Source organism: Uliginosibacterium flavum, assembly GCF_040566545.1.
GTDB lineage: Bacteria > Pseudomonadota > Gammaproteobacteria > Burkholderiales > Rhodocyclaceae > Uliginosibacterium > Uliginosibacterium flavum.
On sequence record NZ_JBEWZI010000011.1, the window covers coordinates 69,120 to 86,557 of the forward strand.

General features: G+C 62.6%; 13 protein-coding genes. 9 read left to right on the top strand and 4 right to left on the bottom strand.

Features of this window, described 5'->3' with window-relative positions; genetic code table 11:
* Positions 1-185 precede the first annotated feature (185 nt).
* The 5 genes from ABXR19_RS11570 to ABXR19_RS11590 all read left to right on the top strand — a co-directional run bounded on the left by ABXR19_RS11570 (position 186) and on the right by ABXR19_RS11590 (position 6,654).
* Positions 186-1,241 (top strand): LysM peptidoglycan-binding domain-containing protein, encoded by a 1,056-nt coding sequence (locus ABXR19_RS11570; protein ID WP_354601289.1) that lies wholly within the window; start codon positions 186-188, stop codon positions 1,239-1,241.
* Positions 1,242-1,285: 44 nt separating this feature from the next.
* Positions 1,286-2,332 (top strand): DNA-processing protein DprA, encoded by a 1,047-nt coding sequence (gene dprA / locus ABXR19_RS11575; protein ID WP_435594323.1) that lies wholly within the window; start codon positions 1,286-1,288, stop codon positions 2,330-2,332.
* A 34-nt stretch (positions 2,333-2,366) separates the two neighbouring features.
* A complete protein-coding gene (locus tag ABXR19_RS11580; protein ID WP_354601290.1) occupies positions 2,367-2,855 on the top strand; it encodes a Smg family protein in 489 nt (162 codons plus the stop codon).
* Positions 2,856-2,954: 99 nt separating this feature from the next.
* Entirely contained in the window at positions 2,955-5,603 is a 2,649-nt protein-coding gene (locus ABXR19_RS11585; protein ID WP_354601291.1) for a DNA topoisomerase III, read from the top strand.
* A 253-nt stretch (positions 5,604-5,856) separates the two neighbouring features.
* Positions 5,857-6,654, top strand: a complete 798-nt coding sequence (locus ABXR19_RS11590; protein WP_354601292.1) for a DUF481 domain-containing protein — start codon at positions 5,857-5,859, stop codon at positions 6,652-6,654.
* Positions 6,655-6,760: 106 nt separating this feature from the next.
* On the opposite strand, the gene ABXR19_RS11595 is transcribed toward ABXR19_RS11590, so the two are convergent.
* Positions 6,761-7,462, bottom strand: a complete 702-nt coding sequence (locus ABXR19_RS11595; protein WP_354601293.1) for a hypothetical protein — start codon at positions 7,460-7,462, stop codon at positions 6,761-6,763.
* 159 nt (positions 7,463-7,621) lie between these two features.
* Here ABXR19_RS11595 and ABXR19_RS11600 point away from each other — a divergent pair, with 159 nt between their 5' ends.
* Positions 7,622-8,593: a magnesium transporter CorA family protein gene (locus ABXR19_RS11600; protein ID WP_354601294.1), complete on the top strand. Its 972-nt coding sequence runs from the start codon at positions 7,622-7,624 to the stop codon at positions 8,591-8,593.
* A 205-nt stretch (positions 8,594-8,798) separates the two neighbouring features.
* Here ABXR19_RS11600 and dmeF read toward each other — a convergent pair whose 3' ends face one another.
* A complete protein-coding gene (gene dmeF, locus ABXR19_RS11605; RefSeq protein ID WP_354601295.1) occupies positions 8,799-9,737 on the bottom strand; it encodes a CDF family Co(II)/Ni(II) efflux transporter DmeF in 939 nt (312 codons plus the stop codon).
* Positions 9,738-9,797: 60 nt separating this feature from the next.
* Here dmeF and ABXR19_RS11610 point away from each other — a divergent pair, with 60 nt between their 5' ends.
* Complete coding sequence (locus ABXR19_RS11610) at positions 9,798-10,073, top strand: metal/formaldehyde-sensitive transcriptional repressor (protein ID WP_354601296.1); 276 nt, start codon at positions 9,798-9,800, stop codon at positions 10,071-10,073.
* 47 nt (positions 10,074-10,120) lie between these two features.
* Here ABXR19_RS11610 and ABXR19_RS11615 read toward each other — a convergent pair whose 3' ends face one another.
* A complete protein-coding gene (locus tag ABXR19_RS11615) occupies positions 10,121-11,359 on the bottom strand; it encodes a cystathionine gamma-synthase family protein (protein ID WP_354601297.1) in 1,239 nt (412 codons plus the stop codon).
* 244 nt (positions 11,360-11,603) lie between these two features.
* Here ABXR19_RS11615 and nifJ point away from each other — a divergent pair, with 244 nt between their 5' ends.
* Positions 11,604-15,182 carry a pyruvate:ferredoxin (flavodoxin) oxidoreductase gene (gene nifJ / locus ABXR19_RS11620; protein WP_354601298.1) on the top strand — a complete coding sequence of 1,193 codons (3,579 nt, stop codon included), beginning with the start codon at positions 11,604-11,606 and terminating at the stop codon, positions 15,180-15,182.
* Between the two features lie 83 nt (positions 15,183-15,265).
* Here the strand turns inward: nifJ and ABXR19_RS11625 are convergent, their stop codons facing one another.
* The gene (locus tag ABXR19_RS11625; protein WP_354601299.1) at positions 15,266-16,000 is read right to left on the bottom strand and encodes a TetR/AcrR family transcriptional regulator; all 735 of its coding nucleotides are present in this window, start codon (positions 15,998-16,000) and stop codon (positions 15,266-15,268) included.
* Here ABXR19_RS11625 and ABXR19_RS11630 point away from each other — a divergent pair.
* A complete protein-coding gene (locus ABXR19_RS11630; RefSeq protein ID WP_354601300.1) occupies positions 15,979-17,430 on the top strand; it encodes an efflux transporter outer membrane subunit in 1,452 nt (483 codons plus the stop codon). The genes ABXR19_RS11625 and ABXR19_RS11630 overlap by 22 nt on opposite strands.
* Positions 17,431-17,438 lie beyond the last annotated feature (8 nt).

Below are 17,438 nucleotides of genomic sequence, written 5' to 3' on the forward strand. Positions count from 1 at the left end.
GTCAGAAAACCTTGATGTATGAGTATGCTACGGGCAGAATCTAACGTAAAACTTGAATATCTGCAGCTACCGGCCATCCTCAAATGTATCGGATACGCTGCAGATTGGCTTGCCGCCAGACTACGTAGTTTAGCGCTTTGCGCCGCACGTGACCGGGTCGCGATCAACCATCGACGGGGTTTGCAATGATCAAAGTTTTCAGCAGGACTGTTATTGGTTTGTCTCTGGCCCTCATGACGGCCACCACTTTTGCTGCCGATAAGGCGGAGCTTGCCGCGAATGCGCCGGATAGCTATGTCGTCAAGAAAGGCGATACCTTGTGGGCCATTTCCGGAGTTTTTCTTCGGGATGCTTGGCGCTGGCCGGAAGTGTGGAAAATGAATCAGGATCAGATCCGCAATCCGCATCTGATTTATCCAGGTCAGATCGTGGTGCTGGATCGCAACTCCAATACGCTGTCGATGGGCCGTCAGGTCAGTGGTGGGGTGAACGGTGTCGAAAAACTCTCGCCGCAGGTTTATTCCAAGGATGTGATTTCGCCGATTGCGAGTATTCCGCTGGATGCGATTCGTCCCTTCCTGACTGAACCACTGGTCTCGGAGACGGAAGACTCACCGACCGAGCCGACCGTGGTGGCAATTGACCAGGAGCGCGTACTTGCCGGTGCCGGCGATGTGATTTACGCCAAGAATCTGAATGGCAACCCGATCGATGCCTGGCATGTGTATCGCCGCGCCAAGGTACTCAAGGATCCCGTCAGCAAGCAAGTGCTGGGTTATGAAGCTCAATACGTGGCGACTGCCCGCGTGACCATACCGGCGAATGGTGACAAGGCTGCCGAGATGCGTGTGATGACGTCCAAGCACGAGATCGTGCCTTCGGATCGTTTGCAGCCGGCGGGCAAGTCTGAGCTGCTGGCTGCTCCGCCGCATGCACCAATGACTGCTATCGCCGCATCTGTAGTGTCGATTTATGGTGGTGTCGATGTCGGCGGGCGCAATTCGGTCATTGCGGTCAGCGCGGGCAAGAATGCGGGTCTGGAACCTGGTCATGTGCTCGCTATCAGTCGCAATAACGGTAGTACGATCTATCGCGGTGACAGCAAGGCTGAAGTCGTAAACATGCCGGATACGCGTACTGGTTTGCTCTACATCTTCCGCGTCTTCAATCGTGTCGGATATGGCTTGATCATGGAAGCTTCCGGTCCGGTCAAGATTGGCGACAAGGTCGCTAATCCCTGAGCGCTGATCTTCACTACTGGCTGCGCCTGTGCCTTGTGCCAGGCGTGGGCCCGGAGCGGCAGCGCGAGCTGCTGGCTTCTTTCGGACTGCCCGAGCGGATTTTTTCTGTCGGGCAGTTTGCATTGGCGCAGGTCATCGGCGAACGTCTGGCGGAAACCCTCAAAAAGCACGATAACGTCGCGCAGATTGAAGCAGCGCTGGCTTGGGCTGGCGAATCCGGCAATGCGATCCTGAGTCTGGCCGATGCCGCATATCCGCAAGCCTTGCTGCAGATTCCCGATCCGCCGACGCTGATTTACGTGAAGGGTCGTGTTGCGCTGCTGAATGCCCCGTCTTTGGCGATTGTCGGCGCGCGCACCGCCACGCCGCAGGGCGAGGCGAATGCTGAAGCCTTTGCCCAGGCCTTGTCGCAGGCCGGGCTGACGATCATCAGTGGCTTGGCTTTGGGGGTGGATGCCGCCGCCCATCGTGGCGCACTGAAAGGGGCTAGCGGCACGATTGCCGTGGTCGGTACCGGCGCAGACCGTATCTATCCGGCGCGCAACGCCAAACTGGCGCGCGAGATCGCCGAGCACGGTGTGATCCTGTCGGAATTTCCACTCGGCACACCGCCAGCGGCCTACAACTTCCCGCGTCGCAATCGCATCATTTCCGGACTTGCGCGCGGGGTGCTGGTGGTCGAGGCCGCCGTGGACAGTGGTTCGCTGATCACCGCGCGGATGGCGGCCGAGCAGGATCGCGATGTGTTCGCGATCCCCGGTTCTATCCATTCGCCGCTGTCACGCGGCTGCCATAAACTCATCAAGCAGGGCGCCAAGCTCGTCGAAAGCGCCGAGGACGTGCTCGAAGAACTGCGCTGGGCGCGGCCCTCCAGCATGCCTGCCGTGACAGCCTTGGCGGGCGCGGATCTTCAGCCTATGGGCGAGGACGCCGATTTTCTGGCCAAAATGGGTTTCGACCCGATCACGCCTGACACACTTGTTGCGCGGGCGGGCTTGACGCCGGAAGCGCTCTTCGCCATCCTGACCGTGCTGGAACTCGATGGGCGTATTGCGCGCCTGCCGGGTGGCCGATTCCAACGTATCAATTGAGCGCTGCTTGCGGGCAGTGCCAGCCGGGACAGCCATGATCGACATACTGGTTTATCTGTTTGAAACTTATGGATACGCCGACGCCTGTCCGGAGGAGCCCGAACAACTGACGCGCAAGCTGGCGTCTGCCGGGTTTGACGAGGCCGACATTTCCGATGCCGTCGAGTGGCTCGGCGGTCTGCGTTTGGCGGCGGGTCGTTTGACGCCACAATTGCCCGCCGGGCGTGGTTCGATCCGGATTTTCAGTGATTCCGAGCAGGTGCGCGTGGATGTCGCCGCGCGTGGTTTTCTGGCTTTTCTGGAAAATACCGGGCTCATCGATCTGCGCCGGCGCGAGCTGATCATCGAACGCGCTTTGGCTTTGCCGGACGCCGAGGTGAATCTGTCGCAGTTCAAGGTGATCGTGTTGATGGTCTTGTGGCAAGAGCGCGCGAGTGTCGATGCGCTGATTCTCGACGAGCTGCTGACCGATGAGGTCGCCGAGTTTGAGGACGAATGGCAGGAAGCCATTCATGTCCATTAGGCGTTAAAGCTTGCGCCAGCGGGCAAGGCGCTTCTATTATCTACAGCATTGCATCGCGGCCTTCCAGCCGCGATTTATTTTGTCCCTAACCTCAAGCCCATGACCAAACAGCTCATCATCGCCGAAAAACCTTCCGTCGCTCAGGACATTGCCCGCGCGCTCGGTGGCTTCACTCGCCAAGGCGATTTCTTCGAGAGCGATGATTTCGTCCTCTCTTCGGCTGTCGGTCACCTGCTCGAACTGGCGGTGCCTGAGGAGTTCGAGGTCAAGCGCGGCAAGTGGAGCTTCGCCAATCTGCCGATGATTCCGCCGCACTTCGCGCTGAACCCGATCGAGAAGAGTGCCGAGCGTCTGCGTCTGCTGACCCGGCTGATCAAGCGCAAGGACGTCACCGGCCTGATCAACGCCTGTGACGCGGGACGTGAAGGTGAGCTGATCTTTACCTATGTGGCCCAGCACGCCGGCACCAGCAAGCCGATCCAGCGCCTGTGGCTGCAGAGCATGACCGCGCAGTCGATCCGCGATGGCTTCCTGCACCTGCGCACCGCCAATGACATGAGCGGCCTGCGCGAAGCCGCGATGTGCCGCGCCGAGAGCGACTGGCTCATCGGCATCAATGGCACGCGCGCCATGACCGCCTTCAACTCCAAGAGCGGTGGCTTTCACCTGACTACGGTGGGTCGCGTGCAGACGCCGACGCTGTCGCTGATGGTCGAGCGTGAAGAGCGCATCCGCAAGTTCAAGTCGCGCGATTACTGGGAAGTCGAAGCCAGCTTCGGCGTGGCCGCTGGCGAATACGCCGGGCGCTGGTTCGACGAGAAATTCAAGAAGCCCGAGGATGACGAGCACGCCACCGCGCCGCGCATCTGGGACAAGGCCAAGGCTGACGCGATCCACGCCAAGTGCGCCGGCAAGCCGGGCACGGTTGAGGAAGAGTCGCGCCCGACCACCCAGCTTTCGCCGCTGCTCTATGACCTGACCAGCCTGCAGCGCGAGGCCAACGGCCGTTTTGGCTTCTCGGCGCGAACCACGCTGCAGATCGCCCAGGCCCTGTACGAAAAGCACAAGGTCTTGACCTATCCGCGAACCGACGCACGCGCATTGCCGGAAGATTATGTGGCCACCGTGCCGGGCATTCTCGGCGCCTTGCCGGATGTGTATAACGCCCACGCCACCGAGATTCTGAAGCGCGGCTGGGTCAAGCCCAACAAGCGCATCTTCAACAACACCAAGATCTCGGATCACTTTGCCATCATTCCTACCGGCACCGAACCGAAGAATCTGACCGAAGCCGAGCACAAGATCTACGATCTGGTCACCAAGCGCTTCCTCGCCGTGTTCTTCCCGGCGGCCGAGTTCCAGGTCACCGTGCGGATCACGCGCGTCGAAAACGAAGCCTTCAAGACCGAAGGCAAGGTGCTCGTCAATTCCGGCTGGATGGCCGTGTATGGCAAGGAAGTCGCACTCGAAGGCGAAGAAGCCACCGGCTCGCTGGTGCCGGTGAAGGCTGGTGAAAGTTCGACGACCGAAGACATCCGCGTCAAGGCCAGCGTCACCAAGCCGCCGGCCCGCTACAACGAAGCCACGCTGCTGTCCGCCATGGAAGGCGCCGGCAAGCTGGTCGACGACGAAGAGTTGCGTGCCGCCATGGGTGGCCGTGGTCTCGGCACGCCAGCGACGCGCGCGCAGATCATCGAGAATCTGATCGCCGAAACCTACATCCTGCGCGAAGGTCGCGAGCTGATCCCGACCGCCAAGGCCTTCTCGCTGGTGACTCTGCTCAAGGGTCTGGGCATCACCGAGCTGTCCTCGGCGGAGCTGACCGGCGAGTGGGAATTCAAGCTGGCCCAGATGGAAAAAGGCCTGCTCACGCGCGCCGATTTCATGGGCCACATCGAGGCCATGACGCGCGAGATCGTCGAGCGCGCCAAGACCTATGATTCCGACACCATCCCTGGCGATTTCGGCATCCTCGCCGCGCCTTGCCCCAAGTGTGGCGGCGTGATTCGCGAGAACTACAAGAAATTCCAGTGTTCGGGTTGTGAGTACGCGCTGTGGAAGATCGTGGCCGGGCGTCAGTTCGAGCCGCAGGAAATCGAAACCCTGCTGACCGTCGGCAAGGTCGGTCCGCTGCTGGGCTTCCGCAACAAGATGGGCCGCGCCTTCAACGCCGAGATCCGCCTGAACGACGACAAGCTGCCCGAGTTCGATTTTGGCCAGCCGCGCGATGGCGAGGGCTCGGAAGCGCCGGACTTCTCCGATCAGACCAGTCTGGGCGCCTGTCTCAAGTGCGGTGCTGGCGTGTATGAACACGGCACGACTTACACTTGCGAAAAGAGTCTCGGACCGGAGAAGAGCTGCGATTTCCGCTCTGGCAAGGTGATCCTGCAGCAGCCGATCGAAGTCGAACAGATGCAGAAGCTGCTCACCACCGGCAAGACCGATCTGTTGCGCAATTTCGTATCCTCGCGCACGCACCGCAAGTTCTCGGCCTTTCTGAGCTGGGATGCGACGGCCGGCAAGGTCAGCTTCGAATTCGAACCGCGTGCGCCCAAGGCTGGCGCGGCCGAGAAGAAGCCGGCTGCTGCCAAGGCCACTGCTGCCGAAAAGCCGGCCAAGGCAGTCGCGGCGAAGAAGCCTGCTGCCGCCAAGAAGCCGGCGGTGAAAAAAGCGGCGGTCAAGAAACCTGCTGCAGCCAAAGCTCCGGCGGCGGCCAAGGCGCCACGCGCGAAGAAGGCCGAGGCCTGATCCGCTTGTTCGCTGTGAAACACCAAGGCCTGCCCATGCGGCAGGCCTTTTTATTGGATGTTCCGGATGCCCATCGGAGAGCCGCACCTGGCTTGCCTCTCTGGCAGATCATGCCGGAGAGCGAGGCGCAGTGCGGCGGTCAGGTATATATGCCTGAAAACACAGGTCGGAAGCAGCTTTGCAAGGCATTGCCCGGGAACTCACTAGCGTTGTGGTGCGTCTGATCACCACACTTACAAGAAGGTAGATTCAAATGCAGGCCAAGAAGTTCGTTTTGCTGGCAGCGTTGTGCGCGCCGCAACTGGTTCAGGCACAGGAGCCTGCGTTACCCGAGACGCCCAAAGTGGTGGCTGATCCGCTGTTCAAGAAGCTGGCACGGGCACCGGAACTCAAGGAGGAAAGCTCGGGCAAGTGGGAGGGTTCCTTCGGTCTGGGTCTGACCATGCGGCGTGGCAGCAGTAATTCGACCGAGGGTAGTTTGTCGCTGGATGCGGTGCGCGAGATGCGTGACAGCCGCCTGCTGGCCAATGCCATCGCGGTGCGTAGTGCGGAAAACGGCGAGCGCAGCGGCGACACCGCCAACGCGGATTTCCGGGGCGAGCGCAATATCAGTGAGCACATGTTCGGCTTTGCCGGCGCGGGTGCCGAGCGCGACATGCTGCAGGATCTGAGCCTGCGCGGCAGCCTCTCCAGCGGGGTGGGCGTGCACTGGCTGAATACCGAAGCCCTGACGTTGAACGTGTATGGTGGTTTGGCCTATAGCTGGGAGCGTTACCGTAACGAGCCGGATGCGCGGGGTTTTGAAGGCGTGCTGGGCTCTGAGCTGCGTTACGAGCTTTCGCCTACCAGCCGGATTACGCACCGCATGGTCGTGTACCCGGATTCGGTTGGCGGCGGTACGCGCTATGCGATGCAGGGCGACCTGACCACGCGGATCAATTCCCACTTTGGCCTGCAGGTGGCGGTATTGCAGAAATATCGCGAGAAGGTGCGCGCCGAGAACAGTCACGCCGATACGGTGCTGTTTACCGGCATTACGACGGCCTTTTGATGTCGTCCGGCGGCTTTGCCGGCACTGCCCGCAAAGCCGCGTTCAGCTTGCCTCTTCAGCCTGATGTCGCGCATAGCGAGGCTCGGCGCGGCATTACAGGCAGGATCTACTGAATCTTCGGATCGTGGTTGATCATCATCACCACGCCGCCACCGCCCCAGTGGCCGGCATCGAAGGCGACGCTGCCGTGGCCGCGATAGATCCATTCAACGCGTGCCGCATCGCTGCCAAAGTAGAAGGGGTTGAAGGCCTTGCCGGTGATGTGGCCACGGATGTCATCCGGGCGGCCGATCAGTTTTTCAACTTCAGCCTGGGGCATGCCGATCTGCAGTTTTGCCAATTTGCTGCCGGCGGCCGGTCTGCCGTAAACCTCGCCTTCATAGCTGCCATCTCTCGATTTGACCATGCGTGGTGAGCCGTCATCCTTGCTGTTCACGGCCGGTGCGGCTTCGGGTTCAGGCTGGGTCACGATGCGGTCGTAGCCGCTGGGGCACGATCCATCCGCGTTCGGGTTGATCGGGCCGCTGGGTGCAGGGGATGCTTTGGCCGTCGCGGGCGTGCTGGCGGGGGTTTTGGTTGCTTTCTTGGCGGCGGATTTGGTGGGCGCTTTGGTCGTGGTCTTGGCGGGTGGCGTTTCGGCTCTGGCCTTGAAGGGCACGCAGCTCACCACGGGTTTGGGCGCTGGGGCGGCCTCCGCAGGGGCCTTGGCCGCAGGCGCGGCTTCACTGTTCTGGGTTGTGCCTTTGGAGCCACAGGCGTTCAACAGCACGGCTGACACGAGGATCAAACTGCACACAGATGTTTTCACGGAGGTGCTCCTGCTTGGTGATGAGTTTGTGAAGTATGGTTGATGCAGGATGAATGGCGCCAGCTCTGCCCGGATGTTTGTGCTTGATTAGTCCATCGAGGACTAAAATCAGGCTTGTGCAAGGCTTTGAGCCGCCACGCGCGAACATTGGAGAGCCGTTTGAAGACTTCATATGATTTTCGAAATGGTGAGGTGCATCGTGTCGAGGATGACGATGCGCCGATTCACGTTTATTCGGAACCGACCCGCGAAGAACGCGAGGAGCTGCGTTACGCGCTGAATCTGGACGAATACGATCTGGATGCTGCACTCGATTCCGAGGAAATCCCGCGTCTGGAGTTCGGCGATCATGGCTGCGCCAACATCATCTGGAAACGCCCCAAGAACGTCTCCATCGGCGCCCAGCTGCGTTTTGATGTGTCCTCGATGGGCCTGTTCATTCGCCCCTACACCCTGGTGCTGGTTACCGCCGATGGTGAGCCGGATTTTGGCGAGCGAGATTTTCGCGGCGTGCACACCCTCAACGATTTCCTGCTCAAGCTCCTGCTGTACACCGTGCATCACTATCTGGGCCACCTCAAGGTCATCAAGCAGATCAATGCCGAGTTGGGCAGCAAGATCAGCGTGTCGATGGAAAATCGCTACTACCTGCAGATGCTGGCCTTGTCCGAGAGCTTGATCTACTACGTCGATGGCATCGAGGCCAACGCCGCCGTGTTGACCAAGCTGCGCGCAGCCGCGCATCGTCTCGATCTGAATCCGGCGCAGGCTGAAGATCTGCACGATATCGTCATCGACATGCAGCAGTGCGGGCGGCAGGCGGCGATCTACAGCAGCGTGCTGTCCGGCCTGATGGATGCGCGCGGTGCGATCATCAACAACAACGTGAATACCCTGCTGAAGAATCTGACCCTGATCAGCGTGATCTTCCTGCCGCTGAATCTGGTGGCGAGCATTGGTGGCATGTCCGAATTCAGCAGCTGGACGGCGAGGCTGGACTGGCGCGTGTCCTACGGCTTGCTTGTCATCGGCATGACGATTGCCGGCTGGTTAGGCCTGCGCCTCATCGTGCGCCTGGCCAGCGGTCAGGGGCTGGGCTGGCATTGGCCACGCCGCTTGCGCAAGCGTTGAAAAGAAGGGCTGAGCAATGAGGACTGAGGACTGAGTGCTGAGTGAAACCCGGGGCAGTCTGGCACATCGGTTTTCGTAGGTGCGGCTTCAGCCGCACGCCAGCGCAAGCTGTGCGACTGATTCGCACCTGCGGCACTTTGTCCAGAAAGCGGCCGGACAGCCTCGCCCAGCGGACTTCTTCAGCCTGCCTGCCCGCTCATCCTTGCTAGACGCCGCTCTCCGGCACATGCACTTCCACCGTGATGTGCACCAGCTCTTCGTGGATCTGCAACTGTGCGCGGAAATAATCCGGGCTGGCGGCTGCGCTGCTCAGCAGGCTCAGCACGCAGGCATAGCTGCCCTTGCCGATGCGCCACACATGCAGATCGCGGATCGTCGCCGGGATCGGGCTGGCAGCGATGACTTCGCGGATTTCGGCCACCACTGGCGCGTCCATTTCCGCATCCAGCAGCACGCGGCCGGTCTGTTGCAGCAGGCCGACCGACCAGCGTGCCACCAGCACGGCGCCGACGATGCCCATCACCGGATCAAGCCAGCTCGCGCCCCACAGCTTGCCACCAAACAGGGCGATGATCGCCAGCACCGAGGTGGCCGCGTCGGCCAGCACATGCAGGTAAGCCGCGCGCAGATTCAGGTCGTGATGATGATCGTGGGAGTGTCCATGCTCGTGGCCGTGATCATGCTGGTGATCATCGCGCAGCAGCCAGGCACAGATCAGATTGACGATCAGGCCAATGACGGCAATCAGGATCGCCTCGTCATAGTGAATGGCTTGCGGGGCGAGCAGGCGTTCGACCGACTGGAACAGCATCAGACCCGCCACGCCGACCAGACACAGGGCACTGGTGTAGCCGCCGAGCACCTCGAATTTCCACGCGCCGAAGGAGAAGCGCGCATCCTGCGCGAAGCGCCGTGCCAGCGCGTAAGCCAGCAGCGACAGGCCCAGCGCCAGTGCGTGCGAACTCATGTGCCAGCCATCGGCGAGCAGCGCCATCGAGTTGAACACCCAGCCACCGCTAATCTCGGCGACCATCATCAGCGCGGTCAGGATGACCGCCCAACGCGTCTTGCGCTCGGCCAGCGGGTTGCCTTTGTCGAACTGGCCAGCGTGCGTGCAGTGGTGGAAAACGGCGGGGGAATTCATGAATGTGGCTCTCGGCGTATATACTCCCCCCCAGTATAAACATGAAGCCGGAGACAAGCCATGGCTCACACCATACGCGATCGAAAACCCTTGCTGACGCGGGTGCGGCGCATTCAGGGGCAGCTGCGTTCGCTGGAAAGCACTCTCGATGAGGGCGGCGATTGTGCTGCGGTGCTGCAGCAGATTGCCGCCGTGCGCGGTGCGGTTGCCGGCTTGATGAACCAGGTGCTGGAAGGCCATATCCGCGAACACCTGGGCAATCCGGAAGCTAGCCCTGCCGAGCGCACCGAAGACGTGGAAGAGGTGTTGGCGGCCTTGCGGTCCTATTTGCGCTGAAAAAATCCCGCCTGGTGGCGGGATTCTGGATGATGTTTAAACAGGCATCAGCGTGCCGCGGCCAGTGCCTGTTCAAAATCCGCGAGCAGATCTTCAATGTCTTCGATGCCGATGGACATGCGCACCGTGCCGTCGGAAATCCCCATCTCGGCGCGGCGTGCAGCGCCCATTTCAAAATAGATGGTGTGCGCGACCGGGATCACCAGCGTGCGGTTGTCGCCCAGATTGGTCGTCAGCACGCACAGTGCCAGCGCGTCGAGGAACTTGAAGCAATCCACCTCGGGTTTGAGCTCGATGCTCATCAGCGAGCCGCTGTGGCGGAACAGCTGTTTGCCCAGCGCATGCTGCGGATGCGTCGGCAGGCCGGGGAAAAATACCCGGGCAATTTCCGGCCGGGCGCTGAACCACTCGGCCAGCGTCTGTGCATTGCTCGATGAGCGCTCCTGACGCAGGCTCAGCGTCTCGGCGCCGACCGCCAGATGGTGCGCGGATTCGGGGGACAGGCTGGCGCCGGTGTCGCGCAGGCCCTTCTTCTTTATCTGCTGCAGGCCCCAGTTCTGCGCGTTGCCGGTCTTGTAGCTTTCGATGATGTTGGGGAAAGAGTTCCAGTCGAAGACGCCGGTTTCGGTCACCGCGCCGCCTAGGGCATTGCCGTGGCCGCCGATGAATTTCGACAGCGAATTGATCACCAGCCCGGCGTTCACCGTCTTCGGGCGGAAGCTCCAGGGCCCGGTCATGGTGTTATCCACCACGTAGAGCACACCATGCGCGGCGCACAGCTCGCCAATGGCGGCCAGATCGGCGATCTGGGTGCAGGGGTTGGCGATGGTCTCGACGAAGACCGCGCGCGTGTTCGGGCGCAGCGCGGCAGCCACGTTGGCCGCGTCGGTGGCGTCGACAAAACTCACCTCGATGCCGAAATTCTGCAGCGTGTTGAACAGGCTGTTGGTGTTGCCGAACAGGAAACTGCTCGACACCAGATGATCGCCGGCCTTCAGCAGGGACAGTAGCGTCGCGCTGATTGCCGCCATGCCGGTGGCGAAGCAGCAGGTGGCCAGGCCGTCTTCCATCAGGCTGAGTTTTTTCTCCAGCGCCACTACCGTCGGGTTGATCTGGCGCGCGTAGGTGTAGCCCGCCTGGCGGCCCTGAAACACGGCGGCGATGTCGGCGGCGCTAGCGTGGCCGAAGGTGATCGAGGTGTGGATCGGCTTGTGCAGCGAACCATGTTCGACACCGCCTTCGCGGTCGCTGTGGAGGATGGCGGTGGTGAAACCTTTGGCTTTCATGGCTGGCGCAGGAGGTGCTGGGGAAGCCACCATTCTAGGGCTTGTTCGCGTCGGCCGCGACTCGAACGGTGGCGGCCGGGCGTGCCCGATAAGACAGGTCTGCTGTAGACCCGCGCGGGGCGCGCATCTTCGGGCAATGTGCGTGCACAGTGAGGCGCAACGCGGCTGTGCGAGAGGGTGCTTAAAAGATTCCCTGTCCTACCCTTCAAGTTCAAGGAACCGAGCGTGGATAGGAGGCCCGTCCATGACAAAACTCACCATTGATGGCAATCAGGCCGCTGCCATCATCGCCTACCAGTTCAGCGAAGTCATCGCCATCTACCCGATCACGCCGGCTTCGGCCATGGGCGAGTGGGCCGATGAATGGGCCGCCGCGGGTGATCCCAATCTGTGGGGCAGCGTGCCGCAGGTGATCGAGATGCAGAGCGAGGCCGGCGCGGCCGGGGCGATTCACGGCGCCCTCCAGGCCGGCGCGTTGGCGACGACGTTTACCGCCTCGCAAGGCCTGCTGCTGATGTTGCCGAACATGTACCGGATTGCCGGGGAACTGACGCCTACGGTCTTTCACGTCGCCGCGCGGGCGCTGGCCACTCAGGCCCTGTCGATTTTCGGCGACCACAGCGACGTGATGAGCGCGCGTCAGACCGGTTTCGGCCTGCTGTGCGCCAATTGTCCGCAGGAGGCCATGGATCTGGCCCTGATTGCGCATGCCGCCAGTCTGGAAGGGCGCATCCCCGTGCTGCACTTCTTCGATGGCTTCCGCACCTCGCATGAACTGGCCAGGGTCGACGCCATGGACGCTGCGACGCTGCGTGCAATGATCCGCCCGGAGTGGATCGCCGCGCACCGCGCCCGTGCGCTCTCGCCCGCGCATCCGGTGCTGCACGGCAGTGCGCAGAATCCGGACGTGGCCTTCCAGACGCGCGAAGCCGTCAATCCGTATTACGAGCGCTTTCCTGCCATCGTGCAGGGCGCCATGGACCGCTTCGCGAACCTGACCGGGCGTCACTACCGGCTCTTCGAGTATGTCGGCAGTGCTTATGCTGAACGCGTGATCGTGCTGATGGGTTCCGGCGCCGAAACGGCCGCGGAAACCGTCGACTATCTGGAACGTCAGGGCGAAGCTGTCGGGCTGCTGAAGGTGCGGCTGTATCGGCCCTTCGACGCCGCGGCGCTGATCGCAGCCTTGCCCGAGCGCTGTCACAGCATCGCCGTGCTGGATCGCTGCAAGGAGCCCGGCGCGGACGGCGAGCCCTTGTACAAGGATGTGCTGGCCGCCCTGACGCAGCACTGTCTGGCCAGCGGCCAGCGCCTGCCGCGCATCATCGGCGGTCGCTACGGTCTGTCGTCCAAGGAATTCACGCCGGGCATGGTCAAACGCGTGTTCGACGAATTGTGTGCCGAGCGGCCGCACAAGCATTTCACCATCGGCATCCACGACGATGTGACCCAGAGCAGTCTGGACTGGGATGCAGGCTTTCGCACCGATGCCCACGCCCGAACTTTCCAGGCCGTGTTCTATGGCCTGGGCAGCGACGGCACGGTGAGCGCCAACAAGAACAGTATCCAGATCATCGGCGAGGCAACCCCGGGCTACGTTCAGGGCTACTTCGTGTATGACTCCAAGAAATCCGGCGCGGTCACCATCTCGCACCTGCGCTTCGGCTCCGATCCGATCCACTCGGCCTATCTGATCGGCGAGGGCGAGGCCAATTTCGTCGCCTGTCACCAGAGCCTCCTGCTCGATCGCTACGCCTTGCTCGACACGGCCGCCGACCAGGCCGTGTTTCTGCTCAATTCGCCCCTGCCGCCCGCGCAGGTGTGGGCCGCCCTGCCGCCGGATCTGCAAGGCCAGATCGTCGCCAGACAGATCCGCCTGTACGCCATCGACGCCTACGCCGTGGCCGAGCAGGCCGGCCTGGGCACGCGCATCAACACCATCATGCAGGCCTGCTTCTTCGCGATTGCCGGCATCCTGCCGCGCGATCAGGCCCTTGCCGCGATCAAGGATTCGGTCAAGAAAAGCTACGGCAAGAAGGAGCGGCGCCTGATCGAGCTCAACTGCCAGGCGATCGACAACGCCCTGGCCCATCTGCAGCGCATCGAAATCGGCCCGGTGGCACCGCCGCGCGCCCACCTGATGGCGCGTCTGGACCGCGCCCCGGCCTTCGTCCGCGAGGTGAGCGCCGAGATCATCGCCGGGCGTGGCGACGCGCTGCCGGTCAGCCGGCTGCCGGCCGATGGCACTTTCCCGCTGGGCACGGCCGCCTTCGAAAAACGCAATCTGGCGCAGCAAATCCCCGTGTGGGAAGCCGATCTGTGCATCCAGTGCGGCAAATGTCCGCTGGTGTGCCCGCACGCGGCGATCCGCTGCAAGGCCGTGCCGCCCGAGGCGCTGAGCGGGAAGCCGACCCGCTTCAAACACGTGGCGGCGCTCGGCAAGGATTTCCCGCCCGGCTGGCAGATCAGTTACCAGGTGGCGCCGGAGGACTGCACTGGCTGCACGCTGTGCGTCGACATCTGTCCGATTCGCGACAAGGTGACGCCTGCGCGCAAGGCACTCAACATGGCGCCGAAAACGCCCGCGCTGGTCGCGGCCGAGTGCGACAACTGGGACTACTTCCTGTCCCTGCCGGAATATGATCGCCGCGCTCTCAATCGCGGCACGATCAAGGGTGCCATGCTGCTGCAGCCGCTCTTCGAATTCTCCGGAGCCTGCGTGGGCTGCGGTGAAACGCCCTATCTCAAGCTCGTCACCCAGCTCTTCGGTGACCGCATGATCGTGGCCAACGCCACCGGCTGCTCCTCGATCTATGGCGGCAATCTGCCCACCACGCCGTGGAGTCAGAACGCCGAAGGGCGCGGACCGGCCTGGTGCAACTCGCTGTTTGAAGACAACGCCGAATTCGGTCTGGGCATCCGCGTCGCGCTGGATCAGCAGGCGCAGACCGCGGCCAGGCTGCTCAGCCAGCTGCGCGAGCAACTCCCTGTCGCGCTGGTCGATGCGATCAGGCAGGCCGATCAGTCGGACGAAGCCGGCCTGCACGAGCAGCGCGCCCGCGTCGCGCAGCTCCGCGCGGCGCTCAAGACCGTGCCCGATGCGCGCGCCGACACCTTGCTTGATCTCGCCGACAAGCTGTGTCGTCACAGCGTGTGGATCATCGGCGGCGACGGCTGGGCCTATGACATCGGATTTGGCGGGCTGGATCACGTGCTGGCCAGCGGCAAGGACGTCAACATTCTGGTGCTCAACAACGAGGTCTATGCCAATACCGGCGGCCAGACCTCCAAAGCCACTCCGCGCGGCGCCGTGGCCCGTTTCTCGGCCAGCGGCAAGGCCCGCGCCAGCAAGGATCTGGCCCGCTTCGCGCTGAACTACCCGGATGTGTATGTCGCCCAGATCGCTTACGGCGCAAAGGATGTGCAGACCCTGCGCGCTGTCCTCGAAGCCGAAGCCTATCCCGGCCCGGCGCTGATCATCGCCTACGCGCCCTGCATTGCCCATGGCGTCGAGCTGGTGCTCAATCATCAGCAGCAGGATCTGGCCGTCAGGAGCGGGCACTGGCCCCTGTTCCGCTTCGATCCCCGGCGCGCGCAGCAAGGCAAGAACCCGCTGCATCTGGACAGCCCGGAACCCTCGATCCCCTACCGCGACTTCGCACTCAGCGAGGCGCGCTTCAGCAGGCTCTGGCAGACCCATCCGCAGGACGCGGAGCGCCTTCTGCAACAGGCGCAGGACGAGGCGCGGCAGCGCTTCCGCTATTACCAGCAGCTGGCCGAGCACTGGCAGGCGCCCGCAGCCCCAGGCGCGCCAGCACACTGACTATCCGCAAGCCTGTCTGTACAGCTGCGCCCGGCATGCGTCTTCAGCAGGCATGCCTGCAGAGGCAGGCCCAGAGCGGCTCTTCAGGCAGGGCTATTTTGCGGTGCATATCCCAGCAGGAATACTTCGACCGCGCGCTCAACCATTGGCGGAATCTCTGCCGGATCAATCTGGTCATGCACGCGCAGAAGGAGCGGCTCCAGAATCTCGGACTTCAGCAAGCCAATCAGGTGATGTGCCGCAACCAAGGCGTTTGCCGGGCGCAGCCGGCCCTGCGCAATACGTTTTTCAAGGAAGGCAGCAAGAAGTTCCTGCCCCTGCTGCGGTCCATGCGCATAGAAAATGCGGCCCACATCACTTCTCCCGGATTCGGCAAGCAAGTTGCGCTGAACGCTGACCAGCTCGGGGCGGCAGATCGTCTGCAGGAAGGCTTCGCCGAACGTCCGCAGGCTGTGCTCCAGGGCTTGATTCGGGTCGAGCAGCCGGAACACGCCTTCCATATGCGTTTGGGCAAACTGGAGAATGGTGGCGACAAACAGCTCGTCCTTGGAGCTGAAGTAGTTGTACAGCGTGGCCTTCGATCCGCCCACCCGCGCGGCAATTTCGGACATTGAAGTGGCCTCGAAACCCAGTTCGCGGAAGACCGCATCAGCGGTGTCGATGATGCTTTGGCGCTTTGTCTCGCTCTTGCAGCGCATGGCTGAAACCTTTTTTGTACTAGTCAGTACAGTTTTGCTTGACAGCTGCTTTGTGTCAACTAATACTGTACCGTACAGTTCAGTTAATGGATGCAGCGATGACCCAAGCCCCTTTTCCAATCCGATTTATCACCGCCCCGGTTTTGCGCTACCCCCTCGCGCTGATGGCCGTCCTGACCCTGGGTGCTTGTGCCCAAGTGCCAGAGATGGGGGCCCAGCCACAGATCAAGCCCGCCAGCGCGTGGTCTGCCACTCAGACTCAAGGCGCGTCAGTCCGCCAATGGCCGGCGGAAAACTGGTTTCAGTCCTACGGCGATGCCCAGCTCGATGCCTTGATCGCGGAGGCGGTCAGCAGCGCGCCCAGCCTGCGCGTGGCGGAGGCCCGCCTGCATCGCGCTGACGCTGGCGTGCAAACCAGCAACGCAGCTTCCGGCCCGCAGCTCAGCGCCAATGCCTCGGCCAGTGAGGCCAAGCAGAGCTACAACTACCTGACCCCCAGGAGCATGTCCCCGGTGGGCTGGAACGATTACGGCCGGATGACTCTGGATTTCAGCTGGGAGCTGGATTTCTGGGGCCGCAACCGCGCTGCACTGGCCGCCGCCACGTCGGATCGCGAAGCCGCGGTGGCCGATGCCGCGCAGGCCCGTCTGGTGCTCGGCACCTCGATTGCCAGCGCTTACGCCGAACTGGCACGGCTGTTCGCCGCACGCGACACGGCCGCCGCTGCCGGGGAAGTGCGCAGCAAGACGGCAAGCCTGTTCCACGAGCGTTTCGATAACGGCATGGAAACCCTGGGCAGCGTGCGTCAGGCCGATGCGCGACAGGCAAGCGCCGAGGGCGACTTGCTGGCGGTCAATGAACAGATTGCCCTGCAGCGCAATCGCCTGGCCGCGCTGATGGGCGCCGGGCCGGATCGTGGTCTGGCCATCACGCGTCCGGCGATCCGGCTGGATCAAGCGCCCGGCTTGCCGGAAAGGCTTGCACTGGATCTGCTCGGGCGCCGACCGGATGTGGTGGCCTCCCGCCTGCGCGCCGAGGCCGCCGCCAAGCGCATTGATGCGGCGCAGGCCGAGTTCTACCCGAACGTGAACCTGTCGGCTTTCATCGGCGCGCAGTCACTCGGTCTGGACAAGCTGTTCAAGTCCGGCTCGGACATCGGCAGCGCTGGCCCGGCGATTTCGCTGCCGATCTTCAGCAGCGGTCGCCTCAAGGCGCAGTACAAGGGCCGTCGCGCCGATTACGACGAAGCGGTGGCGAACTACGAAGCGACGGTGACCCAGGCCCTGCATGACGTGGCCGATGCCAGCGTCAGCCAGCGCGCGCTGGGCCGTCAGCTTGAGCGTGGCAACGCGGCCGTCGATGCCGCCCGCGAGGCCTGGCAGATCGCCCGCAACCGCTACGACGGCGGGCTTTCAAACTATCTCGATGTGCTCAGCGCCGAAGACAGCCTGCTGGCCAATCTGCGCAGCCTGACCGATCTGCAGTCGCGCGCCTTCAGCCTCGATGTCGCGCTGGTGCGCGCGCTGGGCGGCGGCTACCGCGCTGAATAAAAACTTCT

Excerpts from the sequence above, each read along its gene's own strand:
- ABXR19_RS11570 (WP_354601289.1), top strand. The coding sequence starts at position 186 with ATGATCAAAGTTTTCAGCAGGACTGTTATTGGTTTGTCTCTGGCCCTC.
- ABXR19_RS11580 (WP_354601290.1), top strand. The coding sequence starts at position 2,367 with ATGATCGACATACTGGTTTATCTGTTTGAAACTTATGGATACGCCGAC.
- ABXR19_RS11585 (WP_354601291.1), top strand. The coding sequence starts at position 2,955 with ATGACCAAACAGCTCATCATCGCCGAAAAACCTTCCGTCGCTCAGGAC.
- ABXR19_RS11590 (WP_354601292.1), top strand. The coding sequence starts at position 5,857 with ATGCAGGCCAAGAAGTTCGTTTTGCTGGCAGCGTTGTGCGCGCCGCAA.
- dmeF (WP_354601295.1), bottom strand. The coding sequence starts at position 9,737 with ATGAATTCCCCCGCCGTTTTCCACCACTGCACGCACGCTGGCCAGTTC.
- ABXR19_RS11610 (WP_354601296.1), top strand. The coding sequence starts at position 9,798 with ATGGCTCACACCATACGCGATCGAAAACCCTTGCTGACGCGGGTGCGG.
- ABXR19_RS11615 (WP_354601297.1), bottom strand. The coding sequence starts at position 11,359 with ATGAAAGCCAAAGGTTTCACCACCGCCATCCTCCACAGCGACCGCGAA.
- nifJ (WP_354601298.1), top strand. The coding sequence starts at position 11,604 with ATGACAAAACTCACCATTGATGGCAATCAGGCCGCTGCCATCATCGCC.
- ABXR19_RS11630 (WP_354601300.1), top strand. The coding sequence starts at position 15,979 with ATGACCCAAGCCCCTTTTCCAATCCGATTTATCACCGCCCCGGTTTTG.